Genomic DNA, 25319 nt, shown 5'->3' with positions numbered 1-25319 from the left:
CGACGGTCTGCGTTTCGCAATCCGTGAAGGCGGCCGTACTGTAGGCGCCGGCGTGGTTGCCAAAGTTATCGCTTAATATCGATAGCCGATGTAAAAATGAAAAGGGTACTTCGGTACCCTTTTTTATTACCTGACAGATAAATTGAAATAAAAACCATTCTTATTTACAATGCGGCAAGTTGATTAAAAAATGAGTTGCCCGCATATGTATGTCTGCTTGTGCAATGCCGTTTCCGATAAAGTCATCCGGCAGGTTGTGCGTCAGCACCAACCGCAGTCATTGAAACAGCTGAAGCAATTTGTGCCGATTGGAACATCGTGCGGTAAGTGCATCCGCCAGGCCAGGCTAATTCTGGAGGAAGAAACAGCAAAAAATGCTGAATTGCATCAAGTCGCGTAAGTGATAAAAGCATTCTTTTTGACTCTGTGGTGGCCGCTTCTACACTTTTTAATACTGGAGCGGAGGAACAAAGTCATGAAAGGTGATAAAAAAGTCATTACACATCTGAATAAACTGTTGGGCAACGAGTTGGTTGCAATCAACCAGTATTTTCTTCATGCCCGCATGTTTAAAAACTGGGGGCTCAAACGTCTTAACGATCATGAGTATCATGAGTCGATTGACGAAATGAAACATGCGGATCGTTACATTGAGCGAATCCTGTTTCTGGAAGGTGTCCCTAACCTGCAAGATCTTGGCAAACTCAATATCGGTGAAGACGTAGAAGAGATGCTGCGTTCTGATCTTGCATTGGAACTTGAAGGCGCGAAAGATTTGCGTGAAGCGATCGCCTATGCTGATTCCGTGAGGGATTATGTCAGCCGCGATCTGATGATTGACGTACTTGCCGACGAAGAAGAGCACATCGACTGGCTGGAAACCGAACTTGAGCTGATTGCTCGTCTGGGTATTCAAAACTACCTGCAAACGCAATTAAAAGAAGAATGATTTTTTCCACCCGACAGTTGTTGTGAGACGGTTACTATTCAGCGGCCATCTGGTGAATAAAACATCAATTTGAACTTTCGATTGCTTCCTGAGCACATTTGCGTATAATGCGCGGGCTTACCTGAAATGGTAGGCCCGATTCGTATGAATCCGAAGGCTGGTACCCGATACCCGCCGAACAATACTCCCGATATGGGGGTTATGTACCGAACGATTACACTCTCCCATCAATCGTAATGGGTACGAGTAGTAATTATTTTCGTTTATAAAATAATTGGAGCTCTGGTCTCATGCAGAACCAAAGAATCCGTATCCGCCTGAAAGCGTTTGATCATCGTCTGATCGATCAATCAACTGCGGAAATCGTCGAGACTGCCAAGCGCACTGGTGCGCAGGTCCGTGGTCCGATCCCGCTGCCGACCCGCAAAGAGCGCTTTACCGTTCTGATCTCCCCGCACGTTAACAAAGACGCGCGTGATCAGTACGAGATTCGCACTCACAAGCGTCTGGTTGACATCGTTGAGCCAACCGAGAAAACCGTTGATGCTCTGATGCGTCTGGATCTGGCTGCCGGTGTAGACGTGCAGATCAGCCTGGGTTAATCAGGTCATTGAGCGATTGAGAGGTTGAAACAATGATTGGTTTAGTCGGTAAAAAAGTGGGTATGACCCGCATCTTCACTGAAGAAGGCGTTTCTATCCCCGTAACCGTAATCGAAATTGAAGCAAACCGCGTGACTCAGGTTAAAACCCTGGAGAACGACGGATACCGTGCTGTCCAGGTCACCGCCGGCGCTAAAAAAGCTAACCGTGTAACCAAGCCTGAAGCAGGTCACTTCGCTAAAGCTGGCGTAGAAGCTGGCCGCGTTCTGCGTGAATTCCGTCTGGCTGACAGCGAAGAATTCGCTGTAGGACAAGACATTAGCGTTGAAATTTTCGCTGACGTTAAGAAAGTAGACGTTACCGGTACTTCTAAAGGTAAAGGCTTTGCCGGTACCGTTAAGCGCTGGAACTTCCGCACTCAGGACGCTACCCACGGTAACTCCTTGTCTCACCGTGTTCCGGGTTCTATCGGTCAGAACCAGACTCCGGGCAAAGTGTTCAAAGGCAAGAAAATGGCAGGCCAGCTGGGTAACGAACGTGTAACCGTTCAGAGCCTGGACGTAGTACGTGTTGACGCTGAGCGCAACCTGCTGCTGGTTAAAGGTGCAGTCCCGGGTGCAACCGGTAGCGACCTGATCGTTAAACCGGCTGTGAAGGCGTGAGGAGATAGCAATGGAATTAGTATTGAAAGACGCGCAAAGCGCGCTGACTGTTTCCGAAACTACCTTCGGTCGTGATTTCAACGAAGCGCTGGTTCACCAGGTTGTTGTTGCTTATGCAGCAGGTGCCCGTCAAGGTACTCGCGCTCAGAAGACCCGTGCTGAAGTAACTGGTTCCGGTAAAAAACCGTGGCGTCAGAAAGGCACCGGCCGTGCGCGTTCTGGTTCTATCAAGAGCCCGATTTGGCGTTCCGGTGGCGTGACTTTCGCAGCCAAACCGCAGGATCACAGCCAGAAAGTAAACAAAAAGATGTACCGCGGCGCGCTGAAAAGCATCCTGTCCGAACTGGTACGTCAAGACCGTCTGATCGTTGTCGAGAAGTTCTCTGTTGAAGCGCCGAAAACCAAGTTGCTGGCTCAGAAACTGAAAGAACTGGCGCTGGATGACGTGCTGATCATCACCGGCGAACTGGACGAGAACCTGTTCCTGGCCGCTCGCAACCTGTACAAGGTTGACGTACGCGACGTGGCAGGCATCGATCCGGTAAGCCTGATCGCCTTCGACAAAGTGGTTATGACTGCTGATGCTGTTAAGCAAGTTGAGGAGATGCTGGCATGATTCGTGAAGAACGTCTGCTGAAAGTATTGCGCGCGCCGCACGTTTCTGAAAAAGCGTCTACTGCGATGGAAAAGAACAACACCATCGTGCTCAAAGTTGCTAAAGACGCGACTAAAGCAGAAATCAAAGCTGCTGTGCAGAAACTGTTTGAAGTCGAAGTCAATGACGTCCGCACCCTGATTGTTAAAGGGAAAGTAAAACGTCACGGACAGCGTATCGGTCGTCGTAGCGACTGGAAAAAAGCTTACGTCACCCTGAAAGAAGGCCAGAATCTGGACTTCATCGGCGGCGCAGAGTAAGTCGGAGGAGTAATACAATGGCAGTTGTTAAATGTAAACCGACATCTCCGGGTCGTCGCCACGTTGTTAAAGTGGTTAACCCTGAGCTGCACAAGGGCAAACCGTTTGCTCCGTTGCTGGAAAAAAACAGCAAATCCGGTGGTCGTAACAACAATGGTCGCATCACCACTCGTCACATCGGTGGTGGTCACAAACAGCAGTACCGTATTGTTGACTTCAAACGCAACAAAGACGGTATTCCTGCTGTAGTTGAGCGTCTGGAGTACGATCCGAACCGTTCCGCGAACATCGCGCTGGTTCTGTACAAAGACGGCGAACGCCGTTACATCCTGGCGCCGAAAGGCCTGAAAGCAGGTGACCAGATTCAGTCTGGTGTTGATGCTGCAATCAAAACCGGTAACACCCTGCCGATGCGTAACATCCCGGTCGGTTCAACGGTTCACAACGTAGAAATGAAACCGGGTAAAGGCGGCCAGTTGGCTCGCTCTGCCGGTGCTTACGTTCAGATCGTTGCTCGTGAAGGTGCTTACGTTACCCTGCGTCTGCGCTCTGGCGAAATGCGTAAAGTCGAATCCGACTGCCGCGCAACGCTGGGCGAAGTCGGCAATGCCGAGCATATGCTGCGCGTTCTGGGTAAAGCAGGTGCTGCACGCTGGCGTGGTGTTCGTCCGACCGTTCGCGGTACGGCAATGAACCCGGTTGACCACCCGCACGGTGGTGGTGAAGGTCGTAACTTTGGTAAGCACCCGGTTACTCCGTGGGGCGTTCAGACCAAAGGTAAGAAGACCCGCAGCAACAAGCGTACTGATAAATTCATCGTACGTCGCCGTACTAAATAATTTTAGAGGATAAACCATGCCACGTTCTCTCAAGAAAGGTCCATTTATTGACCTGCACTTGCTGAAGAAGGTAGAGAAAGCGGTGGAAAGCGGTGACAAGAAGCCCCTGCGCACCTGGTCCCGTCGTTCAACGATCTTTCCAAACATGATCGGTTTGACCATCGCTGTCCATAATGGTCGTCAGCACGTTCCGGTATTCATCTCTGATGAGATGGTCGGCCACAAGCTGGGTGAATTTGCGCCGACTCGTACTTACCGCGGCCACGCGGCTGATAAAAAAGCCAAGAAGAAATAAGGTAGGAGGAAGAGATGGAAACTATCGCTAAACATCGCCATGCTCGTTCTTCTGCTCAGAAGGTTCGCCTGGTGGCTGACCTGATTCGCGGTAAGAAAGTGTCGCAAGCTCTGGAAATTCTGACCTATACCAACAAGAAAGCTGCTGGTCTGGTCAAAAAAGTACTGGAGTCTGCCATTGCTAACGCAGAACACAACGATGGCGCTGACATTGACGATCTGAAAGTCACGAAAATTTTCGTAGACGAAGGCCCGAGCATGAAACGCATTATGCCGCGTGCTAAAGGTCGTGCGGATCGCATCCTGAAGCGTACCAGCCACATCACTGTGGTTGTGTCCGATCGCTGAGACTCTGGAGACTAGCAATGGGTCAGAAAGTACATCCTAATGGTATTCGCCTGGGTATTGTCAAAACTTGGAACTCTACCTGGTATGCAAATACCAAAGAATTCGCTGACAACCTGGACAGCGATTTTAAAGTTCGCCAGTACCTGAACAAGGAACTGGAGAAAGCCTCCGTTTCTCGCATCGTTATCGAGCGTCCGGCTAAAAGCATTCGTGTGACCATTCACACTGCTCGCCCGGGTATCGTTATCGGCAAGAAAGGTGAAGACGTTGAAAAACTGCGTAAGGGCGTAGCGGATATCGCTGGCGTTCCGGCGCAGATCAACATCGCTGAAGTTCGTAAGCCTGAACTGGACGCAAAACTGGTTGCCGACAGCATCACTTCTCAGCTGGAACGTCGTGTTATGTTCCGTCGCGCGATGAAGCGTGCTGTTCAGAACGCCATGCGTCTGGGCGCTAAAGGTATCAAAGTTGAAGTTAGCGGCCGTCTGGGCGGCGCCGAAATCGCACGTACCGAATGGTACCGCGAAGGTCGTGTTCCGTTGCACACACTGCGTGCTGACATTGACTACAACACCTCCGAAGCGCACACCACTTACGGTGTCATCGGTGTGAAAGTGTGGATCTTCAAAGGTGAGATCCTGGGTGGTATGGCTGCCGTTGAACAACCGGAAAAACCGGCTGCTCAACCGAAAAAGCAGCAGCGTAAAGGCCGCAAGTAAGGAGAGTCGCTGAATGTTACAACCAAAGCGTACAAAATTCCGTAAAGTGCACAAAGGCCGCAACCGTGGTCTGGCTGCAGGTACGGATGTGAGCTTCGGCACTTTCGGTCTGAAAGCTGTTGGCCGCGGTCGCCTGACTGCTCGTCAAATCGAAGCTGCTCGTCGTGCTATGACTCGTGCTGTTAAGCGTCAAGGTAAGATCTGGATCCGTGTATTCCCGGACAAACCGATCACCGAGAAACCGCTTGAAGTGCGTATGGGTAAAGGTAAAGGTAACGTGGAGTATTGGGTTGCCTTGATTCAGCCAGGTAAAGTCCTGTACGAAATGGACGGGGTGCCGGAAGAGTTAGCCCGCGAGGCATTCGAACTGGCAGCAGCGAAACTGCCGATCAAAACCACCTTTGTAACTAAGACGGTGATGTAATGAAAGCAAAAGAGCTGCGTGAAAAGAGCGTTGAAGAGCTGAATACCGAACTGCTCGGACTGCTGCGTGAACAGTTCAATCTGCGCATGCAGGCTGCCAGTGGTCAGCTGCAACAAACTCACCTGTTGAAGCAAGTGCGTCGTAATGTCGCACGCGTTAAGACTTTACTGACTGAGAAGGCGGGTGCGTAATGACCGATAAAATCCGTACTCTGCAAGGTCGTGTCGTTAGTGACAAAATGCAGAAATCTGCTGTTGTTGCTATTGAGCGTTTCGTGAAACACCCGATCTACGGTAAATTCATCAAACGCACGACCAAGCTGCACGTGCATGACGAGAACAACGAATGTGGAATTGGCGACGTGGTTGAAATCCGCGAATGCCGTCCGCTGTCCAAGACCAAATCCTGGACCTTGGTTCGCGTTGTAGAGAAAGCGATTCTGTAATAGAGTATCGCTCTTCTCTTGATAATAAACGGCTCTGCAAAGGGCCGTTTATTTTTTCTACCCACAGTCGATAAGTGGTGTTATAATGCTGCGCCCTCGATTCTGGGGTATTAATGACCCGCAAGGGTTCGAAAAGTAGTAGTTGACATTAGCGGAGCACTAAACATGATCCAAGAACAGACTATGCTGAATGTGGCCGATAACTCCGGTGCACGTCGCGTAATGTGTATCAAGGTTCTGGGTGGCTCGCACCGTCGCTACGCAGGCGTCGGCGACATCATCAAAATTACCATTAAGGAAGCAATTCCCCGCGGTAAGGTGAAAAAAGGCGATGTACTGAAGGCGGTAGTGGTGCGCACCAAGAAGGGTGTTCGTCGCCCTGACGGTTCTGTCGTTCGCTTCGATGGTAATGCATGCGTTATTCTGAACAATAACAGCGAGCAACCTATCGGTACGCGTATTTTTGGGCCGGTAACTCGTGAACTGCGTACTGAAAAGTTCATGAAAATTATCTCTCTGGCACCAGAAGTACTCTAAGGAGCGAATCATGGCAGCGAAAATCCGTCGTGATGACGAAGTTATCGTGCTGACCGGCAAAGATAAAGGTAAGCGCGGTAAGGTTAAGAACGTCCTGACTTCTGGTAAGGTCGTTGTTGAAGGTATCAACCTGGTTAAAAAACATCAGAAGCCGGTTCCGGCGCTGAATCAACCAGGCGGCATCGTTGAAAAAGAAGCTGCTATCCAGGTTTCTAACGTTGCAATCTTCAATGCGGCCACCGGCAAGGCGGATCGTGTAGGCTTTAGATTCGAAGACGGCAAAAAAGTCCGTTTCTTCAAGTCTAACAGCGAAACTATCAAGTAATTTGGAGTAGTACGATGGCGAAACTGCATGATTACTACAAAGACGAAGTGGTTAGCAAACTGATGACTCAGTTCAGCTACAATTCTGTCATGCAAGTCCCTCGGGTCGAGAAGATCACCCTGAACATGGGTGTTGGTGAAGCGATCGCTGACAAGAAGCTGCTGGATAACGCCGCAGCTGATTTGACAGCTATCTCCGGTCAAAAACCGTTGATCACCAAAGCACGCAAATCTGTTGCAGGCTTCAAAATCCGCCAGGGCTATCCGATCGGCTGTAAAGTAACTCTGCGTGGCGAACGCATGTGGGAGTTCTTTGAGCGTCTGATTACCATTGCTGTACCGCGTATCCGCGACTTCCGCGGTCTGTCTTCGAAATCATTCGATGGACGTGGTAACTACAGCATGGGTGTGCGTGAGCAGATCATCTTCCCGGAAATCGACTATGACAAGGTCGATCGCGTTCGTGGTTTGGACATTACCATTACCACCACTGCGAAATCCGATGATGAAGGCCGTGCGCTGTTGGCCGCCTTTAACTTCCCGTTCCGCAAGTAAGGTAGGGTTACTAATGGCTAAGCAATCCATGAAAGCACGCGAAGTTAAACGCGTGAAATTAGCTGATAAATTCTTCGCCAAGCGCGTTGAGCTGAAAGCTATCATCTCCAATGTGAACTCATCCGACGAAGATCGTTGGGATGCTGTTCTCAAGCTGCAGACTCTGCCGCGTGATTCCAGCCCGTCCCGTCAGCGTAACCGCTGCCGCCAGACAGGTCGTCCGCACGCTTTCCTGCGGAAGTTCGGGTTGAGCCGTATCAAGGTCCGTGAAGCCGCCATGCGCGGTGAAATTCCGGGTCTGAAAAAGGCTAGCTGGTAATTGTCACCAATTGAATCACGGGAGTAAAGACAGATGAGCATGCAAGATCCGATCGCGGATATGCTGACCCGTATCCGTAACGGTCAGGCCGCGAACAAAGTTGCGGTCACCATGCCTTCCTCCAAGCTGAAAGTGGCAATTGCCAACGTGCTGAAGGAAGAAGGTTTTATTGAAGATTTTAAAGTTGAAGGCGACACCAAGCCTGAACTGGAACTGACTCTTAAGTATTTCCAGGGTAAGGCTGTTGTAGAAAGCATTCAGCGTATCAGCCGTCCTGGTCTGCGCATCTATAAACGCAAAGATGAGCTGCCGAAAGTTATGGCCGGTTTAGGTATCGCAGTTGTTTCTACCTCTAAAGGTGTGATGACTGATCGTGCAGCTCGCCAGGCTGGTCTTGGTGGCGAGATTATCTGCTACGTAGCTTAATCGGGAGGGAAGAATGTCTCGTGTTGCAAAAGCACCCGTCGTCATTCCTGCCGGCGTAGAGGTAAAACTCAACGGTCAGGATATTTCGATCAAGGGTAAAAACGGCGAGTTGGTTCGTGAAATCAATGCCGCTGTCGAAGTTAAACAAGCTGATAACGTGCTGACTTTCGCCCCGCGCGAAGGTTTTACCGATGGCTGGGCTCAGGCCGGTACTACCCGCGCTCTGTTGAACAGCATGGTTATCGGTGTTACCGAAGGCTTCACCAAAAAGCTGCAATTGGTAGGTGTAGGTTATCGTGCAGCCGTGAAAGGTAATGTGGTGAATTTGGCCCTGGGCTTCTCTCACCCGATCGATCACGAACTGCCTGCAGGCATTACTGCCGAATGTCCGTCTCAGACTGAAATCGTACTGAAAGGTGCGGATAAACAGCTGATCGGTCAGGTAGCGGCTGACCTGCGTGCTTACCGTCGTCCTGAGCCTTACAAAGGCAAAGGTGTCCGTTACGCCGATGAAGTCGTGCGTACCAAAGAGGCTAAGAAGAAGTAAGGTAACACTATGGATAAGAAATCAGCTCGTATCCGTCGTGCAACCCGCGCACGTCGCAAAATCCGTGAATTGGGTGCGACTCGTCTGGTGGTACATCGTACCCCCCGCCATATTTATGCGCAGGTTATCGCACCGAACGGTTCTGAAGTCCTGGTAGCCGCTTCTACTGTAGAAAAAGCTATCGCTGAGCAACTGAAGTATACCGGTAACAAAGACGCAGCCGCAGCTGTTGGTAAAGCTGTTGCTGAACGCGCTCTGGAAAAAGGCATCAAGGGTGTGGCCTTTGACCGTTCCGGGTTCCAATATCATGGTCGAGTCCAGGCACTGGCAGATGCTGCCCGTGAAGCTGGCCTTCAGTTCTAAGGTAGAGGTGTAAGATGGCTCACATCGAAAAACAAGCTGGCGAACTGCAGGAAAAGCTGATCGCGGTAAATCGCGTATCTAAAACCGTTAAGGGTGGTCGTATTTTCTCCTTCACAGCACTGACTGTGGTAGGTGATGGTAACGGTCGCGTAGGTTTTGGTTACGGTAAAGCACGCGAAGTTCCGGCAGCGATCCAGAAAGCGATGGAAAAAGCCCGTCGCAATATGATGAATGTCGCGCTGAACAACGGCACTCTGCAGCACCCGGTTAAAGGTGCGCACACAGGTTCTCGTGTGTTCATGCAGCCAGCTTCCGAAGGTACCGGTATCATCGCCGGTGGTGCAATGCGCGCCGTTCTGGAAGTTGCAGGGGTTCACAACGTATTGGCTAAAGCCTATGGTTCCACAAACCCGATTAACGTGGTTCGTGCAACTATCGATGGCCTGGCTAACATGAAGTCCCCGGAAATGGTCGCTGCCAAGCGTGGTAAATCCGTTGAAGACATTCTGGGGTAATTGACCATGGCAAAGACTATTAAAATTACTCAAACCCGTAGTGCAATCGGTCGTCTGCCGAAACACAAGGCAACGCTGCTTGGCCTGGGTCTGCGTCGTATTGGTCACACCGTTGAGCGCGAGGATACTCCTGCTGTTCGCGGTATGGTCAACGCGGTTTCCTACATGGTTAAAGTGGAGGAGTAACAGATGCGTTTGAATACTCTGTCTCCGGCCGAAGGCTCTAAACACGCGCCGAAGCGCTTAGGTCGCGGTATTGGTTCCGGCCTCGGTAAGACTGGTGGTCGCGGCGTCAAAGGTCAGAATTCTCGTTCTGGCGGTGGCGTACGTCGTGGCTTCGAAGGCGGTCAGATGCCTTTGTATCGTCGTCTGCCGAAGTTCGGCTTCACTTCTCGCAAAGCGATGATTACAGCGGAAATCCGTCTGTCTGATCTGGCTTGTGTAGAAGGCGATGTTGTTGATCTGAATACGCTGAAAGCTGCTAACGTCATCGGCGTTCAGATTGAATTCGCGAAAGTGATTCTGTCTGGCGAAGTTGCACGTCCGGTAACGATTCGTGGTCTGCGCGTCACCAAAGGCGCTCGTGCTGCTATCGAAGCTGCTGGCGGCAAAATTGAGGAATAAGTAGCAGATGGCTAAACAACCAGGATTAGATTTTCAAAGTGCTAAAGGCGGAGTTGGCGAACTGAAACGCAGACTGTTGTTTGTTATCGGTGCGTTGATTGTTTTCCGTATTGGCTCTTTTATTCCCATTCCTGGTATTGATGCCACTGTGCTTGCCAAATTGCTCGAACAACAGCGTGGCACCATCATTGAAATGTTTAACATGTTCTCTGGTGGTGCTTTAAGCCGCGCTTCAATTTTCGCACTGGGAATTATGCCGTATATTTCGGCATCCATTATCATCCAGTTATTGACAGTGGTTCACCCGGCACTGGCGGAAATTAAGAAGGAAGGGGAAGCTGGCCGACGTAAAATCAGCCAGTATACCCGCTACGGCACTCTGGTGTTGGGAATATTTCAGTCAATCGGTATTGCTACCGGTTTGCCGAATATGCCTGGAATGGAAGGTCTGGTAATTAATCCAGGCTTTGCATTTTATTTCACCGCTGTTGTCAGTCTGGTTACAGGGACCATGTTCCTGATGTGGCTGGGCGAGCAGATTACTGAACGCGGTATCGGTAACGGTATCTCAATCATAATCTTTGCAGGTATTGTTGCGGGTTTACCGCCGGCTATTGGCCATACCATCGAGCAAGCGCGGCAAGGCGATCTGCACTTCCTCCTGTTGCTGTTGGTTGCAGTGCTGGTATTCGCAGTAACGTTCTTTGTGGTGTTTATCGAGCGCGGTCAACGTCGTATCGTTGTTAACTACGCCAAACGCCAACAAGGGCGTCGCGTATATGCAGCACAGAGTACGCATTTACCACTGAAGGTGAACATGGCCGGTGTTATTCCAGCTATCTTTGCTTCCAGTATTATTCTGTTCCCCGCGACTATAGCATCTTGGTTTGGGGGCGGTACCGGTTGGAACTGGCTGACGACTATTTCGCTGTATCTGCAGCCTGGACAACCGCTTTATGTGTTACTCTATGCATCTGCAATCATCTTCTTCTGTTTCTTCTATACCGCGTTGGTGTTTAACCCGCGTGAAACAGCAGATAACCTGAAGAAGTCCGGTGCATTCGTGCCAGGAATTCGTCCGGGAGAGCAAACGGCGAAGTATATTGATAAAGTAATGACCCGTCTGACTCTTGTCGGCGCGATGTATATTACCTTTATCTGCCTCATCCCGGAGTTCATGCGTGACGCAATGAAAGTGCCGTTCTATTTCGGTGGGACGTCGTTACTGATCGTTGTTGTTGTGATCATGGACTTTATGGCTCAAGTGCAAACGCTGCTGATGTCAAGTCAGTACGAGTCTGCATTGAAGAAAGCAAACCTGAAAGGCTATAGCCGCTAATTGGGTTAGCTTGAGAAGTTACGGAGAGTAAAAATGAAAGTTCGTGCTTCCGTCAAGAAATTATGTCGTAACTGTAAGATTGTTAAGCGTAACGGCATCGTTCGCGTTATCTGCAGTGCCGAGCCGAAGCATAAACAGCGCCAAGGCTGATTATCTCGCATATTTTTCTTGCAAAGTTGGATTGAGCTGGCTAGATTAGCCAGCCAATCTTTTGTATGTAACTGCAATGTCATTTGAGTATCCTGAAAACGGGCTTTTCAGAATGGTATTGCTTTATAAAATTGTAGGAGTGCATAGTGGCCCGTATAGCAGGCATTAACATTCCTGATCATAAACATACCGTAATTGCATTAACTGCTATTTACGGCATCGGTAAAACCCGTTCCAAATCTATCTGTGCTGCAACGGGTATTGCTGAAGATGTTAAGATCAGTGAGCTGTCTGAAGAGCAAATCGATAAGCTGCGTGACGAAGTTGCCAAGTTTGTTGTAGAAGGCGATCTGCGTCGTGAAATCACCCTGAGCATCAAGCGTCTGATGGACCTTGGTACTTATCGTGGTTTGCGTCACCGTCGTGGTCTGCCGGTTCGCGGTCAGCGTACCAAGACTAACGCCCGTACCCGTAAGGGTCCGCGCAAACCGATCAAGAAATAATCGGGGTGATTGAATAATGGCAAAGGCACCTATTCGTGCACGTAAGCGTGTAAGAAAGCAAGTCTCTGACGGTGTGGCTCATATCCATGCTTCTTTCAACAACACCATCGTTACCATTACTGATCGTCAAGGTAATGCGTTGGGTTGGGCAACTGCCGGTGGTTCCGGTTTCCGTGGTTCTCGTAAATCCACTCCGTTCGCCGCTCAGGTAGCAGCAGAGCGCTGCGCTGAAGCTGTGAAAGAGTACGGTATCAAGAATCTGGAAGTTATGGTTAAAGGACCTGGTCCGGGCCGTGAGTCTACTATCCGCGCACTGAACGCGGCTGGTTTCCGCATCACTAATATTACTGATGTGACTCCGATCCCTCATAACGGTTGTCGTCCGCCGAAAAAGCGTCGCGTGTAACGCCGCTTTTAGGATTGCTGGAGAAAGAAAATGGCAAGATATTTGGGTCCTAAGCTCAAGCTGAGCCGTCGTGAAGGCACCGACCTGTTTCTAAAGTCTGGTGTTCGTGCGATCGATTCCAAGTGTAAAATTGAACAAGCTCCTGGCCAGCACGGCGCACGTAAACCGCGTCTGTCTGACTATGGTGTACAGTTGCGTGAGAAGCAGAAAGTTCGCCGTATCTACGGTGTTCTGGAGCGTCAATTCCGTAACTACTACAAAGAAGCCGCTCGCCTGAAAGGCAATACAGGTGCAAACCTGTTGCAGTTGCTGGAAGGTCGTTTGGACAACGTTGTTTACCGTATGGGATTCGGTGCTACTCGCGCGGAAGCTCGTCAGCTGGTAAGTCATAAAGCTGTCATGGTAAACGGTCGCGTTGTTAACATCGCTTCTTATCAGGTATCTCCGAATGACGTAGTCAGCATCCGCGAGAAAGCGAAAAAGCAGTCTCGTGTTAAGGCCGCTCTGGAGCTGGCTGAACAGCGTGAAAAGCCAACTTGGCTGGAAGTTGATGCTGCCAAGATGGAAGGTGTGTTCAAGCGTATTCCTGAACGTACCGATCTGTCTGCGGACATTAATGAACACCTGATCGTCGAGCTTTACTCCAAGTAAAGCTTAGTACCAAAGAGAGGACACAATGCAGGGTTCTGTGACAGAGTTTCTAAAACCGCGCCTGGTAGATATCGAGCAAGTTAGTTCGACGCATGCCAAGGTGACCCTTGAGCCGTTAGAGCGGGGCTTCGGCCATACTCTTGGTAACGCACTGCGCCGTATTCTGCTTTCATCCATGCCTGGTTGCGCGGTGACCGAGGTTGAGATTGATGGTGTACTGCACGAGTACAGCACCAAAGAAGGCGTACAGGAAGATATCCTGGAAATCCTGCTCAACCTGAAAGGGCTGGCGGTGAGAGTTCAAGGCAAAGATGAAGTTATTCTTACCCTGAATAAATCTGGCATTGGCCCTGTGACTGCAGCCGACATCACCCATGACGGTGATGTCGAAATCGTCAAGCCACAGCATGTGATCTGCCATCTGACCGATGAGAATGCATCTATCAATATGCGTATCAAAGTTCAGCGTGGCCGTGGTTATGTGCCGGCGTCTGCCCGTATTCATACGGAAGAAGATGAGCGCCCGATCGGTCGTTTGTTAGTCGATGCTTGCTACAGCCCTGTTGAGCGTATCGCTTACAATGTTGAAGCAGCACGTGTTGAACAGCGTACTGACCTGGACAAGCTGGTTATCGAGATGGAAACCAATGGTACGATCGATCCTGAAGAGGCGATCCGCCGTGCGGCAACCATTCTGGCTGAACAATTGGAAGCTTTCGTTGACTTGCGTGATGTACGTCAGCCGGAAGTGAAAGAAGAGAAACCAGAATTCGATCCGATCCTGCTGCGCCCTGTTGACGATCTTGAATTGACTGTCCGCTCTGCTAACTGCCTCAAGGCAGAAGCTATCCACTACATCGGTGATCTGGTACAGCGTACCGAGGTTGAGTTGCTTAAAACGCCGAACCTGGGTAAAAAATCTCTTACTGAGATTAAAGACGTGCTGGCTTCTCGTGGTCTGTCACTGGGCATGCGCCTGGAAAACTGGCCACCAGCAAGCATTGCTGATGAGTAACCGGATCACAGGTTAAGGTTTTACTGAGAAGGATAAGGTCATGCGCCATCGTAAGAGTGGTCGTCAACTGAACCGTAACAGCAGCCATCGCCAGGCTATGTTCCGTAACATGGCTGGTTCTTTGGTTCGTCATGAGATTATCAAGACGACCCTGCCGAAAGCGAAAGAGCTGCGTCGTGTTGTTGAACCGCTGATTACTCTTGCCAAGACCGACAGCGTTGCTAATCGTCGTCTGGCATTCGCCCGTACTCGTGACAACGAGATCGTGGCTAAACTGTTTAACGAACTGGGCCCGCGTTTCGCGAGCCGTGCTGGTGGTTACACTCGTATTCTGAAGTGTGGCTTCCGTGCAGGTGACAATGCGCCGATGGCATACATCGAGCTCGTTGATCGCGCAGTTTCTCAGACAGAAGAAGTTGCTGCTGCAGAGTAATTTGCACTAGCGTAGAAAAGCCGGGGAAACCCGGTTTTTTTACGTCTTTATTTGAGTCCCCCCGCCGCTGTTCGAGTGCTTTCCAATCCTCTATCATATGAACAAAATCTCGAGTGTGAGGTTGTGTTATGTTTCCTATTGATGAATGGGCTGAGCGCCATATACTTGAAGCACAAAAGCGCGGGGAATTGGACCATTTATCGGGAAGCGGTAAGCCGCTTCAATTGGATGATAATAGCGCCGTCCCTGCCGAGTTACGCAGCGCATACCACTTGATGAAAAATTCGGGTTTTTTACCACCAGAGTTATCAGCTCGTAAGGACGCGTTGACGCTGGCAGATTTACTGCTCGCTACTGACCCCGCATCAAAAGAGTATGTTGAACTATCCCGGCAGCTTAGGGCGCTTGAGTTACGTTTACAGCTTTCAGGCGTCAATACGAATTTTTTAAAAATGCCTTATCGGCACCAGCTGATAAACCGGTTTGAGAAGAGCTTGCACCCTGATAAAGACGACTGACCTGTCGTTATAATATGGTGTTCTTGCCAATGTTATGTCTATCAAATGAGGTAATTTATGTCGAACTATCGTCATACTAAAGGTCGAATAACCGATAATGCACTTGAAGCATTGCTGCATGACCCCTTGTTTCGCCAACGTGTCGAGCAAAATGTCAAAGGTAAAGGAAGCTATCGACGCAAAGATAAGCATCAGAAAGTACAGAGTAAAAATTGGGAGGCCAGTGGTAAGAGAAATAACACTTTTACCACTGGCCTTCTGATTTGCTGTTTCAGTTGTTAAGGTCAGTTATGAATTTTTAGACTGGCTATCGATCTGCTGTTTGAGTAGATCTCTTATTTCTGTCAGGAGTGTTTCTTCTGCGGTGATTTTCGGCGGGGTATTCGGTTGTTCCTGTTGAGTGCGGCGTAATTTGTTCATGAGTTTAATGGCCATAAAAATGGCAAAAGCCACGATAACAAAATCGAAAATATTCTGAATGAATGTACCGTAGTTTATGCTGACGGCAGCAAGGTTACCCTGTGCTTCTCGTAACACCCAATGGAACTGCTTGAAATCGACACCGCCTATCAGTAACCCCAATGGCGGCATAATAATGTCCGATACTAGCGACGATACGATTTTCCCAAATGCCGCACCAATAATGACCCCTACAGCCAGGTCAACAACATTGCCGCGCATAGCGAATTCGCGAAACTCTTTTATCAGGCTCATTGCATTATCTCCTGTTAAACCTTTTTTAATTCTAACAAGTGATAAAAAAATTACCAAAATGGCATATGACATAGGGCGTGGGGTAACACGCCCTGAGGAAAGGCTGTCAGAGGAAGAATGGGCTGGGTTGGAATAAACGCTCAACGTCAGAGATATATTTCTTATCGGTTAGAAACATAATCACATGATCGCCCTGTTCGATCTGTAAGTTATTATTAGCAATGATCACATCGTCGCCGCGTACAATGGCACCAATAATTGTTCCAGGCGGGAGTTTGATATCGGCGATCATGCGGCCTACGACTTTTGATGTACCCTCGTCGCCATGAGCAATGGCTTCAATGGCTTCAGCTACGCCACGTCGTAGCGATGAAACACTAACGATATCCGCTTTGCGAACATGGCCCAGCAGGGCTGAAATAGTGGCCTGTTGGGGAGAAATAGCGACATCAATAACACTTCCCTGAACCAGGTCGACGTAGGCCTTACGCTGGATTAGGACCATAGCCTTTTTCGCCCCCATTCTTTTAGCCAACATCGCCGACATGATGTTAGCTTCATCATCGTTAGTAATGGCGATAAATACGTCGATCTGCTCGACATGTTCCTGTGCCAGTAATTCCTGATCAGAAGCATCACCGTGAAAAACAATGGTGTTTTGCAGGCGTTCAGCCAATTCAGTTGCTCGAAGCGCATCACGTTCTATCAGTTTAACGCTGTAATCCTTTTCAAGCTTACGAGCAAGACCAGAACCCACATTTCCACCGCCAACAATCATGATGCGTTTATAAGGCTTCTCAAGTCGTTGCATCTCGCTCATTACTGCCCGAATGTGCTGTGATGCAGCGATAAAGAATACTTCATCACCTGCTTCAATCACGGTTGAACCTTGCGGGCGAATGGGGCGATCATGTCGGAAAATTGCCGCAACTCGGGTTTCGATATGCGGCATGTGATCACGCATTGTCGCGATAGCATTGCCGACTAAAGGACCACCATAGTAAGCATTTACCGCGGCAATACTGACTTTTCCTTCAGCAAAATTAACGACCTGCAATGCTCCCGGATACTCGATCAATTTATAAATATTGTCGATCACCAACTGTTCCGGTGAGATCAGGTGGTCAATCGGTACGGCTTCCGCGTGAAATAATTGTTCTGATTCGCGGATATATTCTGAAGCACGGATTCGGGCAATACGATTGGGCGTATTAAATAATGAATAAGCCACCTGGCAAGCTATCATGTTGGTTTCGTCGGAATTGGTTACGGCTATCAGCATATCCGCATCCTCTGCACCGGCTTCACGCAATACGCGTGGATGGGAAGCATAGCCAGTCACCACGCGTAGATCGAATTTGTCCTGAAGCTGGCGTAGCCGAGTGGTATTCGTATCCACAACGGTAATATCGTTATTTTCACCCGACAGATTTTCTGCCAGCGTTCCGCCAACCTGACCTGCACCAAGAATAATTATCTTCATCGTAATTTCTGCCGTGTCTGTTTCTGTCGGGGGTTCTGTAGGCTATTGACCGCTTTTTACCAGCTTCGCATAAAAGAAACCATCACCATCTTCCGGCATGGGTAACACCTGAATCCCTGGCGATGTCGTGTTCCCTGTATCGGCCAGTATTGCATCGGGATGATGTTGCAAAAAAGCAGCTATCTGTTGGCTATTTTCTTCCGGCAACACTGAACACGTAGCGTAAACCAGCGTACCGCCATTTTTTAGTCGGGGCCAGATAGCTTCCAGGATCGCCTGTTGTAGCGATGCCAACTCGGCAATATCACTATCGCGACGCAGCCACTTAATATCTGGATGCCGACGAATGACGCCGGTGGCGGAACACGGCGCATCAAGCAAAATGCGGTCAAAACATTGGTCGGCGCACCATGCTTCCGGCGTTCTGCCATCACCACATTTGACATCAGCATGTAAACGAAGGCGCTGCAAATTTTCTTTGACCCGTTTCAAACGCTGTTCATCAACATCGACGGCAAGTACGCGTGCCTGCGGAGCTGCTTCAAGTATATGCGTTGTTTTACCTCCAGGAGCTGCGCAGAGGTCGAGAATATCTTCGTGATTCTTCGGCGACAGCCAGTGGATACAACCCTGTGCCGAAGCATCCTGTACGGTGACCCAGCCTTGATCAAATCCCGGTAGTCCGCTGACGGCACAAGGGGTAATCAGCCTGATGGCATCGGTATAAAATGGATGAGGGTGGGCTTCAATCCCTTTTTCCTGTAGTAGAACCAGATAGGCTTCACGGGAATGGTGAAGCCGATTGACCCTTAACCACATCGGGGGGTGTTGATTGTTTGCGTCGATAATTTGTTCCCACTGGTCAGGGTAGGCTTTTTTTAGCCGTTGCAGTAGCCAGTCGGGGTGTGAATAACGTGCAGTATTATTTTGCAATCGTTGCTGTAATTCTTCCTGTTGGCGTTGAAACTGGCGCAGAACACCGTTAATCAATCCCTTTAATTGCGGGCGTTTCAGTGTTACTGCGGCATTGACGGTCTCTGCCAGTGCTGCATGTGGAGGAATACGGGTATGAATAAGCTGATAAATGCCAACCATCAATAGATAGTGCAGAACCTTCTGTTTGCCTGTCAGCGGTTTTGCCATCAGTTGGCGGAGATACCAATCTAACTGAGGTAACACACGTAATACGCCGAAGCAGATCTCTTGCAACAAGCCGCGATCTTTCTCACTGATATCGCGCTGGAACACGGGGAGTAATTGGCTAAGTGATTGCCCTTGTTCAACAACTTGTACAAGAACGGTGGCGGCGATGCTACGAAGATTGTATGTGTTTTTCATCGGTTCAGAATGGATAGGAGGACAACGGAGGTACCGACATATCGAGTCGGTACCGTGGTATCAAGCTAATGTGCTGCCAGGGGTGAACCATTCACGGCGAGAATTCAGCAAGTCCTGTGCAGACATGGCTTTCTTGCCAGAGGGCTGGAGAATTTGAATATTGAGTACACCATCGGTGGTTGCTACCTGAATACCTTCTTTATCTGCGGCAAGTACGGTGCCAGGCAGTTGTTGGTGCGAAATGTCCAGCACTTCCGCCTTCCATACTTTAACCGGCTGTTCCTCAACCATAAAATAGCTGACGGGCCAGGGATTGAACGCTCGGATGCAACGCTCTAGTTGCTCGGCAGACAAGTGCCAGTCCAGACGTGCTTCTTCTTTGCTCAGCTTCTCTGCGTAGGTTGCCAGGCTATCATCCTGAGCGACTGCGGTGACTTGAGAGGCGGATAGTTGCGTCAGCGTATGCAGTAACCCCTGAGGGCCGAGGTTTGCCAGCTTGTCATAAAGCGTTGCACTGGTGTCGTCCGGTAGAATCGGACACTCGATTTTGTGAAGCATGGCGCCGGTATCTAATCCTGCGTCCATCTGCATGATCGTAATTCCAGTTAGCCGATCGCCTGCCCAGAGTGCGCGTTGTATCGGAGCCGCGCCGCGCCAGCGTGGTAATAGCGAGCCATGCACATTGATGCATCCCAGACGAGGCATATCCAGAACGGCTTGTGGCAGGATAAGACCGTAGGCAACTACAACCATTACATCAGCGCTCAGTTCCGCCACTAGTTGCTGACTTTCGCTGGGCCGTAACGATTTGGGCTGGAATACCGGGAGATTGTGTTGCTCAGCCAGCATTTTTACCGGGCTGGGAGTCAGCTTATTACCGCGCCCAGCAGGTCGATCCGGCTGAGTGAATACACCGACAATCTCATGTTCAGACGACAGCAAAGCAGCAAGGTGCTGTGCGGCGAAATCCGGGGTTCCTGCGAAAATAATGCGTAATGACACGTGGTTTCCTGCCTGGATAGAGGTTTTACGATACTGTTCTATGCTTTGCTGTTTTGTCTGGCCAATTTTTCCAGCTTTTGGCGAATACGCTGACGCTTCAGCGGTGACAGATAGTCGACAAACAATTTACCAATCAAGTGGTCCATTTCATGCTGAATGCAGATTGCCAGTAACCCATCGGCTTCGAGTTCAAATGGTTTACCTTCACGATCCAAGGCCCGTACTTTGACATGCTCTGCTCGTGGAACCAGTGCGCGTGTTTCTGGGATGGACAAACAGCCCTCTTCAATTCCGGTATCACCGGATTTTTCCAGTAATTCCGGGTTAATCAGTACTAGTCGCTGATCCCGTTCTTCCGAAACATCGATCACAATGATGCGCTGGTGGATATCAACTTGTGTGGCGGCAAGGCCAATACCTTCTTCCTCGTACATCGTGTCGAACATATCGTCCACGATACGCTGAATTTCCGCATTAACTTCTTTTACCGGCTTTGCCTGAATGCGAAGCCGCTCATCGGGAAAATGTAATACTTGCAAGACTGACATATAGGTTTAGATCTGTATTCAGGTGGTTAGAATGCTCCAGCCTTTATTGTAGACATTTCCGAGGGGGATTGACAGCATCACCGGATATGGTAAGCAGGATGCGGAATGGGATATGACTGATACGGAAATCTGGTTGCGCCTGGCGTCGGTGAAAGGTTTCGGCGGTAAGCGGTGTGCGATGCTATTCGATAAATTGAAGACTGAAAGCACGTATTCAGCAGGATATTTGAAATCGCTTGGATTCAATGGAGATCAGGTTGAGCAATTTTCCTCACTAAATACGCCTGATATTCAGAACACGCTACAGTGGCTGGAAAATCGTGATCATCACCTGGTAACCTTTAACAGCGGCGGTTATCCCCCTTTACTCAGTAATATCGCATCTCCTCCGGTGTGTTTGTACGTCGCCGGCGATATTAACGTGTTGTCATCGCCCCAGATCGCGGTGGTTGGTAGTCGCAACAATAGTGCTTATGGCGAGCAATGGGGGCATTTTTTCAGCGAGCAGCTCAGCTTAAATCACTTAACGATAACCAGTGGATTAGCCATTGGCATCGATGGCATTGCCCATCATGCCGCCCTGAATGCAGAAGGCAAAACGGTTGCAGTATTGGGAAGCGGCTTAAACCAGCTTTATCCTCGCCGGCATCAGGCTCTGGCTGATGCTATTGTGGCTAAAGGTGGGGCGCTTGTATCGGAGTTTCCCTTACATACTAAGCCGTTACCGATAAACTTCCCACGTAGAAACCGCATCATTAGCGGATTAAGTTTGGGTGTTCTGGTAGTGGAAGCATCAATGCGCAGTGGCTCCTTGGTAACTGCGCGTTATGCATTGGAACAGAATCGTGAGGTATTTGCCCTTCCTGGCCCGATTGGGAACCCGATGACGGAAGGTAACCATTGGTTGATACAACAAGGTGCCAGCCTGGTTACTCAGCCCAAAGACATTTTTGAACAACTCCATAATGGGTTGCGGTGGTTTGCCGATATTCCCAATGAGGGGATTGCGGAAATTATTTGTTCAACGGAGAGTGAACTGGAATTGCCATTTGCTGATGTGTTGGCTACCGTAGGAGATGAGGTTACACCTGTTGACGTTGTCGCTGAACGTGCCGGCCAACCTGTGCCAGAGGTGGTGAGTAAGTTACTGGATCTGGAGTTAGCAGGGTGGATCGCAGCTGTACCCGGCGGCTATGTCCGTATAAGGAGGGCAGGCCATGTTCGACGTACTCATGTACTTGTTTGAAACTTACATCCACAATGAAACCGAAATGCGTGTCGATCAAGATACGTTGACTGATGACCTCACCCGCGCGGGATTCGATCGTGATGATATCTACAGCGCGTTAGACTGGCTGGAAAAATTGGCTGACCTGCAGGAAGGGCAAACCCCGCCTCTGGCGCTGGCCAGCGACCCTCTGGCGTTGCGCATCTACACTGCTGAAGAAGAGCAGCGTCTGGATGTGGATTGCCGCGGTTTTTTGCTGTTTCTTGAGCAAATCCAAGTGCTCAATCTGGAAACCCGAGAAATGGTTATTGATCGGGTAATGGCACTCGAAACACAGGATTTTGACCTTGAAGATCTGAAATGGGTCATATTGATGGTGTTGTTCAATGTGCCCGGTTGTGAAAGTGCTTATCAGCAAATGGAAGATTTACTCTTTGAGGTTAATGAAGGGTATCTGCAGTAGTCTGGAATCAGAGTAAATCATGAACAAAACCCTTGTTGCTGAAAAGCATCAGCAGGTGTGCCCCGAATGTGGGGCCGTGCTGGTTATCCGTTCTGGGCAGCACGGCCCTTTTCTTGGCTGTTCGCGTTATCCTGAATGCCGCTATATCCGGTCACTTAAAGCCAATGCCGATGGACATGTGGTAAAAGTACTGGATGGTCACTATTGCCCCCGTTGCCAATCGACGCTCGTGTTGCGTCAAGGTCGCTATGGCATGTTCATTGGTTGTAGCAACTATCCGGAATGTGATCATACAGAGGCGATTGATCGTCCGGATGAGACAGCCTTGATATGCCCTCAATGTCGTGAAGGCCGATTGCTGCAGCGCAAGTCTCGTTATGGTAAGACGTTTCACGCTTGTGAGCGCTACCCCGTTTGTCAGTTCACGCTTAATTACAAGCCGATCGCGGGGGAATGTGGGTATTGCCATTATCCATTATTGATAGAGAAGAAAACGGCACAAGGCATTAGGCATTTTTGTGCCAGTAAATTGTGTGGAAAGCTTGTATCGGCTGAAGAACACCATTGTGATGAGTAATGTAAATTCTGAAGAGTTAACCTTGTTGCTGAAGCAACTGCGTGAAGAACGTGTGATCGCCTACCCAACGGAGGCGGTATTTGGACTCGGATGCGATCCTGACAGTGAAATGGCGGTAGAACGCTTACTGGCGCTGAAACAACGTCCGCGTGAGAAAGGGCTGATTCTGATCGCAGCGGATTTTCGGCAGCTGGAGCCTTACGTGGAAATGGCCGCTTTATCTGATGCGCAACGGCAGACCATTTTTACTACCTGGCCGGGACCGGTTACCTGGGTGATTCCAGCCAAAACGTCTACGCCGGATTGGTTGACTGGTCGCTTCAATTCGCTGGCAGTACGTGTTAGTGATCATCCGCTGGTGAGACAGTTGTGTCTGGCATTTGGCAAGCCGCTGGTTTCCACCAGCGCGAATTTAACCGGTCAGCCGCCGTGTCGCACCGTAAGCGAAGTGGTGAGGCAGTTTGGGGAGGGTTTTCCTGTCCTTAATGGGTGCGTTGGCGGTCGTTTAAACCCGTCTGAGATTCGTGATGCTTTGACTGGGGAAATGCTGCGTCAAGGCTAGCAAATACTGGAGAATAAAGGTGCCCGTGAGTCAATCTTTTGCGGTTTTTGGTCATCCTATCGCGCATAGCAAATCGCCACGTATTCATTCGCTATTTGCTGAGCAAACGGGAATTTCGCTGACCTACGAGCGCATTCTTGCGCCGTTGGATGGTTTTGAGAGTAGCCTGAAAACGTTTTTTCAACGTGGTGCATGTGGCGCCAATGTGACGGCACCATTCAAAGAGCGTGCATGTGCGGCTATGGATGAATTGAGCGAGCGTGCTCGCTCTGCTGGTGCGGTCAATACGATTCAAAAGAAAGGTGATGGTTCGCTTTATGGTGATAATACCGACGGCATAGGGCTGCTGAGTGATTTGCAGCAGAATGCATTTATCCAGCCTCATTATCGGGTGTTGTTGGTCGGGGCGGGTGGTGCTGCACGCGGTGTTATTCAGCCTTTGCTTGCATACGGGTGTGAGTTAGTTATCGCTAACCGAACATTTGCCAGAGCTGGCGCGCTGGCTGAGCATTTTGGCCGTTACGGTCAGGTGAGTGCGTTGTCGATGGATGCATTAAGTGACCATCGTTTTGATTTGATTATCAATGCTACGTCATCAGGGGTAATGGGCGATATCCCTGATCTACCTGTGTCTCTGATTTCTCCTGATGTATGTTGCTATGACATGTTTTATCAGGCCGAGCCGACTCCTTTTTTGACGTGGTGTATCCAACAAGGGGCACAACGGTATGTTGATGGAATGGGAATGTTGGTCTGGCAGGCGGCACATGCGTTCAGTTTGTGGCACGGTATCATGCCGGACGCTGTGCCGGTAATTCGTAAAATGAAGCAGGAACTGGGGGAATGAATCAAGCGATTCAGTTTCCTGAGCGGGAATGGTGGAGCGATCATGATGAAGCGATCATTTTTCCGGTACTGGTCGGCGGGTTCCAACGCGAGTGTGTGATCAGGCGATATATCCTGCTTGAACGATATGGTGACGTTCGTCCGGAACAGTGGCTGTCACTGTTTCGTGAACATCGTTGGGATTGGGAGGATGAGTTCGAACGTATAATTCGTGATAATGAATATGATGAGCAGGGGCGCTTTCTGTTTAGTGATGGAACTCATTGATAAAAAGCGCCAATTGCTTCACTGGTTCAGGTATTCGTCTTTCCAGCGTACATAGTTACTGGAGGAATAAAGTAGCCCTTCCAGCTCCTGTTCTGTCAATGGGCGGATCTTTTTTGCCGGGCTGCCGAGGTAAAGATAGCCTTTCTCTAGCGTTTTCCCTGGTGAAACCAGACTGCCGGCGCCAATGATGACGTCATCTTCAACCGTGACGCCATCAAGAAGAATTGAACCCATACCCACCAAGACGCGATTGCCGATCGTGCAACCATGCAACATGGCTTTGTGCCCGACAGTGACATCTTCCCCGATAATTAATGAGTTCCCATGCTCGTTTTTTTCCGAACGGTGGGTCACATGCAAAACGCTGCCATCCTGAATGTTGGTGCGCGAGCCGATTCGAATGAGGTTGACATCACCCCTGATGACCACCAGCGGCCAAATGCTTACATCATCTGCCAGTGTGACGTCACCAATAACCACACTGGAAGGATCCACCATGACGTTTTTACCGATAACAGGCCGCGTTCCTTTGAATGGGCGTAATGTCTCGGACATATGCCGTACTCTCCTAAAGTTAATGTGATGGATCCCAGATCTTTGGCGGATCCGGCGTTATTGCTCAGAAAATAGCGTTGCCTGCGCAATAACTCAACGTAAGGGTGGAAAAATGTGCGAACGGAAAAAAAGATCGAAAAAGTGGTTGTGTAACCCGTTCGTATCCCTATAATGCGCATCCACTGACACGGCAACAGCGGCAACGCAGCGCGGTGTCAGGAAGAGAAAACGAAAAAACGTTGACTCTTCATGAGGAAAGCGTAGTATACGCCACCTCGCGACAGCAGGCTCAGGCCGGTCGCACTGCTCTTTAA

At 49.7% G+C, this 25319-nt stretch carries 44 protein-coding genes and 1 pseudogene; 39 read left to right on the top strand and 6 right to left on the bottom strand.

Going from position 1 to position 25319, the window contains the following annotated elements; genetic code table 11:
* The 33 genes and pseudogenes from FDP13_RS20975 to FDP13_RS20815 all read left to right on the top strand — a co-directional run.
* Positions 1-76 (top strand): annotated as a pseudogene (locus FDP13_RS20975) (elongation factor Tu); the annotation flags it as partial.
* Positions 77-205: 129 nt separating this feature from the next.
* Positions 206-400 (top strand): bacterioferritin-associated ferredoxin, encoded by a 195-nt coding sequence (bfd, locus tag FDP13_RS20970; RefSeq protein ID WP_012768099.1) that lies wholly within the window; start codon positions 206-208, stop codon positions 398-400.
* Between the two features lie 75 nt (positions 401-475).
* On the top strand, positions 476-949 hold the full coding sequence (bfr, locus tag FDP13_RS20965; protein WP_012768100.1) for a bacterioferritin: 474 nt from the start codon (positions 476-478) through the stop codon (positions 947-949).
* Between the two features lie 290 nt (positions 950-1239).
* Positions 1240-1551 (top strand): 30S ribosomal protein S10, encoded by a 312-nt coding sequence (rpsJ, locus tag FDP13_RS20960; RefSeq protein WP_001181005.1) that lies wholly within the window; start codon positions 1240-1242, stop codon positions 1549-1551.
* 32 nt (positions 1552-1583) lie between these two features.
* On the top strand, positions 1584-2213 hold the full coding sequence (gene rplC / locus FDP13_RS20955; RefSeq protein WP_012768101.1) for a 50S ribosomal protein L3: 630 nt from the start codon (positions 1584-1586) through the stop codon (positions 2211-2213).
* 10 nt (positions 2214-2223) lie between these two features.
* Positions 2224-2829, top strand: coding sequence for a 50S ribosomal protein L4 (rplD, locus tag FDP13_RS20950; protein WP_012764041.1), 606 nt, complete (start codon positions 2224-2226; stop codon positions 2827-2829).
* Complete coding sequence (gene rplW / locus FDP13_RS20945) at positions 2826-3128, top strand: 50S ribosomal protein L23 (RefSeq protein ID WP_012768102.1); 303 nt, start codon at positions 2826-2828, stop codon at positions 3126-3128. The genes rplD and rplW overlap by 4 nt, the downstream gene beginning before the upstream one ends.
* A gap of 17 nt (positions 3129-3145) precedes the next feature.
* Positions 3146-3967, top strand: coding sequence for a 50S ribosomal protein L2 (rplB, locus tag FDP13_RS20940; RefSeq protein WP_012768103.1), 822 nt, complete (start codon positions 3146-3148; stop codon positions 3965-3967).
* Positions 3968-3983: 16 nt separating this feature from the next.
* Complete coding sequence (rpsS, locus tag FDP13_RS20935) at positions 3984-4262, top strand: 30S ribosomal protein S19 (protein WP_012764044.1); 279 nt, start codon at positions 3984-3986, stop codon at positions 4260-4262.
* A gap of 14 nt (positions 4263-4276) precedes the next feature.
* Positions 4277-4609, top strand: a complete 333-nt coding sequence (gene rplV, locus FDP13_RS20930; RefSeq protein WP_012768104.1) for a 50S ribosomal protein L22 — start codon at positions 4277-4279, stop codon at positions 4607-4609.
* A 17-nt stretch (positions 4610-4626) separates the two neighbouring features.
* Positions 4627-5328 (top strand): 30S ribosomal protein S3, encoded by a 702-nt coding sequence (gene rpsC, locus FDP13_RS20925; RefSeq protein WP_012768105.1) that lies wholly within the window; start codon positions 4627-4629, stop codon positions 5326-5328.
* A 13-nt stretch (positions 5329-5341) separates the two neighbouring features.
* Positions 5342-5752 (top strand): 50S ribosomal protein L16, encoded by a 411-nt coding sequence (gene rplP, locus FDP13_RS20920; protein WP_012768106.1) that lies wholly within the window; start codon positions 5342-5344, stop codon positions 5750-5752.
* Positions 5752-5943, top strand: a complete 192-nt coding sequence (gene rpmC / locus FDP13_RS20915) for a 50S ribosomal protein L29 (RefSeq protein WP_012764048.1) — start codon at positions 5752-5754, stop codon at positions 5941-5943. The genes rplP and rpmC overlap by 1 nt, the downstream gene beginning before the upstream one ends.
* Positions 5943-6197 (top strand): 30S ribosomal protein S17, encoded by a 255-nt coding sequence (rpsQ, locus tag FDP13_RS20910; RefSeq protein WP_012768107.1) that lies wholly within the window; start codon positions 5943-5945, stop codon positions 6195-6197. The genes rpmC and rpsQ overlap by 1 nt, the downstream gene beginning before the upstream one ends.
* Positions 6198-6362: 165 nt before the next feature.
* Entirely contained in the window at positions 6363-6734 is a 372-nt protein-coding gene (gene rplN, locus FDP13_RS20905; RefSeq protein WP_012768108.1) for a 50S ribosomal protein L14, read from the top strand.
* A 10-nt stretch (positions 6735-6744) separates the two neighbouring features.
* Positions 6745-7059 (top strand): 50S ribosomal protein L24, encoded by a 315-nt coding sequence (rplX, locus tag FDP13_RS20900; protein ID WP_012768109.1) that lies wholly within the window; start codon positions 6745-6747, stop codon positions 7057-7059.
* 14 nt (positions 7060-7073) lie between these two features.
* Positions 7074-7613 carry a 50S ribosomal protein L5 gene (rplE, locus tag FDP13_RS20895; RefSeq protein WP_012768110.1) on the top strand — a complete coding sequence of 180 codons (540 nt, stop codon included), beginning with the start codon at positions 7074-7076 and terminating at the stop codon, positions 7611-7613.
* A gap of 13 nt (positions 7614-7626) precedes the next feature.
* Positions 7627-7932, top strand: a complete 306-nt coding sequence (gene rpsN / locus FDP13_RS20890) for a 30S ribosomal protein S14 (protein ID WP_012768111.1) — start codon at positions 7627-7629, stop codon at positions 7930-7932.
* 33 nt (positions 7933-7965) lie between these two features.
* A complete protein-coding gene (rpsH, locus tag FDP13_RS20885) occupies positions 7966-8358 on the top strand; it encodes a 30S ribosomal protein S8 (protein ID WP_012768112.1) in 393 nt (130 codons plus the stop codon).
* Positions 8359-8371: 13 nt separating this feature from the next.
* A complete protein-coding gene (rplF, locus tag FDP13_RS20880; RefSeq protein WP_012768113.1) occupies positions 8372-8905 on the top strand; it encodes a 50S ribosomal protein L6 in 534 nt (177 codons plus the stop codon).
* Positions 8906-8914: 9 nt separating this feature from the next.
* A complete protein-coding gene (gene rplR / locus FDP13_RS20875; protein WP_012768114.1) occupies positions 8915-9268 on the top strand; it encodes a 50S ribosomal protein L18 in 354 nt (117 codons plus the stop codon).
* A gap of 14 nt (positions 9269-9282) precedes the next feature.
* Positions 9283-9783 (top strand): 30S ribosomal protein S5, encoded by a 501-nt coding sequence (rpsE, locus tag FDP13_RS20870; protein WP_012768115.1) that lies wholly within the window; start codon positions 9283-9285, stop codon positions 9781-9783.
* Positions 9784-9789: 6 nt separating this feature from the next.
* Positions 9790-9969 (top strand): 50S ribosomal protein L30, encoded by a 180-nt coding sequence (gene rpmD / locus FDP13_RS20865; RefSeq protein ID WP_004846568.1) that lies wholly within the window; start codon positions 9790-9792, stop codon positions 9967-9969.
* A gap of 3 nt (positions 9970-9972) precedes the next feature.
* Positions 9973-10407, top strand: a complete 435-nt coding sequence (rplO, locus tag FDP13_RS20860) for a 50S ribosomal protein L15 (protein WP_012768116.1) — start codon at positions 9973-9975, stop codon at positions 10405-10407.
* Positions 10408-10414: 7 nt separating this feature from the next.
* On the top strand, positions 10415-11746 hold the full coding sequence (secY, locus tag FDP13_RS20855; protein WP_012768117.1) for a preprotein translocase subunit SecY: 1332 nt from the start codon (positions 10415-10417) through the stop codon (positions 11744-11746).
* A 33-nt stretch (positions 11747-11779) separates the two neighbouring features.
* Positions 11780-11896, top strand: coding sequence for a 50S ribosomal protein L36 (gene rpmJ / locus FDP13_RS20850; RefSeq protein WP_012768118.1), 117 nt, complete (start codon positions 11780-11782; stop codon positions 11894-11896).
* 146 nt (positions 11897-12042) lie between these two features.
* On the top strand, positions 12043-12399 hold the full coding sequence (gene rpsM, locus FDP13_RS20845) for a 30S ribosomal protein S13 (protein ID WP_012768119.1): 357 nt from the start codon (positions 12043-12045) through the stop codon (positions 12397-12399).
* 16 nt (positions 12400-12415) lie between these two features.
* The gene (gene rpsK / locus FDP13_RS20840; RefSeq protein ID WP_002919257.1) at positions 12416-12805 is read left to right on the top strand and encodes a 30S ribosomal protein S11; all 390 of its coding nucleotides are present in this window, start codon (positions 12416-12418) and stop codon (positions 12803-12805) included.
* 30 nt (positions 12806-12835) lie between these two features.
* The gene (rpsD, locus tag FDP13_RS20835; protein WP_012768120.1) at positions 12836-13456 is read left to right on the top strand and encodes a 30S ribosomal protein S4; all 621 of its coding nucleotides are present in this window, start codon (positions 12836-12838) and stop codon (positions 13454-13456) included.
* A 25-nt stretch (positions 13457-13481) separates the two neighbouring features.
* Positions 13482-14471, top strand: coding sequence for a DNA-directed RNA polymerase subunit alpha (rpoA, locus tag FDP13_RS20830; protein WP_012768121.1), 990 nt, complete (start codon positions 13482-13484; stop codon positions 14469-14471).
* 40 nt (positions 14472-14511) lie between these two features.
* A complete protein-coding gene (rplQ, locus tag FDP13_RS20825; RefSeq protein ID WP_012768122.1) occupies positions 14512-14904 on the top strand; it encodes a 50S ribosomal protein L17 in 393 nt (130 codons plus the stop codon).
* Between the two features lie 128 nt (positions 14905-15032).
* Entirely contained in the window at positions 15033-15422 is a 390-nt protein-coding gene (locus tag FDP13_RS20820) for a DUF1992 domain-containing protein (RefSeq protein WP_143840331.1), read from the top strand.
* Positions 15423-15479: 57 nt separating this feature from the next.
* Complete coding sequence (locus FDP13_RS20815) at positions 15480-15704, top strand: alternative ribosome-rescue factor A (RefSeq protein ID WP_199886365.1); 225 nt, start codon at positions 15480-15482, stop codon at positions 15702-15704.
* A gap of 6 nt (positions 15705-15710) precedes the next feature.
* On the opposite strand, the gene mscL is transcribed toward FDP13_RS20815, so the two are convergent.
* The 5 genes from mscL to def form a co-directional block, all read right to left on the bottom strand.
* The gene (gene mscL / locus FDP13_RS20810) at positions 15711-16136 is read right to left on the bottom strand and encodes a large-conductance mechanosensitive channel protein MscL (RefSeq protein ID WP_012768125.1); all 426 of its coding nucleotides are present in this window, start codon (positions 16134-16136) and stop codon (positions 15711-15713) included.
* 106 nt (positions 16137-16242) lie between these two features.
* Positions 16243-17619 carry a Trk system potassium transporter TrkA gene (trkA, locus tag FDP13_RS20805; protein ID WP_012768126.1) on the bottom strand — a complete coding sequence of 459 codons (1377 nt, stop codon included), beginning with the start codon at positions 17617-17619 and terminating at the stop codon, positions 16243-16245.
* 42 nt (positions 17620-17661) lie between these two features.
* A complete protein-coding gene (rsmB, locus tag FDP13_RS20800) occupies positions 17662-18957 on the bottom strand; it encodes a 16S rRNA (cytosine(967)-C(5))-methyltransferase RsmB (protein WP_143840330.1) in 1296 nt (431 codons plus the stop codon).
* Between the two features lie 60 nt (positions 18958-19017).
* Positions 19018-19959: a methionyl-tRNA formyltransferase gene (fmt, locus tag FDP13_RS20795; RefSeq protein WP_143840329.1), complete on the bottom strand. Its 942-nt coding sequence runs from the start codon at positions 19957-19959 to the stop codon at positions 19018-19020.
* 38 nt (positions 19960-19997) lie between these two features.
* Positions 19998-20507, bottom strand: a complete 510-nt coding sequence (def, locus tag FDP13_RS20790; protein WP_012768129.1) for a peptide deformylase — start codon at positions 20505-20507, stop codon at positions 19998-20000.
* A 112-nt stretch (positions 20508-20619) separates the two neighbouring features.
* Here def and dprA point away from each other — a divergent pair, with 112 nt between their 5' ends.
* The 6 genes from dprA to FDP13_RS20760 are packed head-to-tail and all read left to right on the top strand — an operon-like array spanning position 20620 to position 24450.
* A complete protein-coding gene (dprA, locus tag FDP13_RS20785) occupies positions 20620-21753 on the top strand; it encodes a DNA-protecting protein DprA (protein ID WP_012768130.1) in 1134 nt (377 codons plus the stop codon).
* A complete protein-coding gene (locus FDP13_RS20780) occupies positions 21725-22198 on the top strand; it encodes a DUF494 family protein (protein WP_012768131.1) in 474 nt (157 codons plus the stop codon). The genes dprA and FDP13_RS20780 overlap by 29 nt, the downstream gene beginning before the upstream one ends.
* 19 nt (positions 22199-22217) lie before the next feature.
* Positions 22218-22775 carry a type I DNA topoisomerase gene (locus FDP13_RS20775; RefSeq protein ID WP_012768132.1) on the top strand — a complete coding sequence of 186 codons (558 nt, stop codon included), beginning with the start codon at positions 22218-22220 and terminating at the stop codon, positions 22773-22775.
* Positions 22768-23337 carry an L-threonylcarbamoyladenylate synthase type 1 TsaC gene (gene tsaC / locus FDP13_RS20770; RefSeq protein WP_033577735.1) on the top strand — a complete coding sequence of 190 codons (570 nt, stop codon included), beginning with the start codon at positions 22768-22770 and terminating at the stop codon, positions 23335-23337. The genes FDP13_RS20775 and tsaC overlap by 8 nt, the downstream gene beginning before the upstream one ends.
* A gap of 19 nt (positions 23338-23356) precedes the next feature.
* Entirely contained in the window at positions 23357-24184 is an 828-nt protein-coding gene (aroE, locus tag FDP13_RS20765) for a shikimate dehydrogenase (RefSeq protein WP_143840328.1), read from the top strand.
* Positions 24181-24450 (top strand): DUF1488 domain-containing protein, encoded by a 270-nt coding sequence (locus tag FDP13_RS20760; RefSeq protein ID WP_012768135.1) that lies wholly within the window; start codon positions 24181-24183, stop codon positions 24448-24450. The genes aroE and FDP13_RS20760 overlap by 4 nt, the downstream gene beginning before the upstream one ends.
* 18 nt (positions 24451-24468) lie before the next feature.
* Here the strand turns inward: FDP13_RS20760 and FDP13_RS20755 are convergent, their stop codons facing one another.
* On the bottom strand, positions 24469-25005 hold the full coding sequence (locus FDP13_RS20755; RefSeq protein WP_012768136.1) for a gamma carbonic anhydrase family protein: 537 nt from the start codon (positions 25003-25005) through the stop codon (positions 24469-24471).
* Between the last annotated feature and the right edge of the window lie 314 nt (positions 25006-25319).

The organism is Dickeya sp. ws52 (genome assembly GCF_007210685.1).
GTDB classification, from domain to species: domain Bacteria; phylum Pseudomonadota; class Gammaproteobacteria; order Enterobacterales; family Enterobacteriaceae; genus Dickeya; species Dickeya chrysanthemi.
The sequence above is the reverse complement of the archived record's forward strand: the minus strand, read 5'-3'. Positions and strand labels throughout refer to the sequence as shown.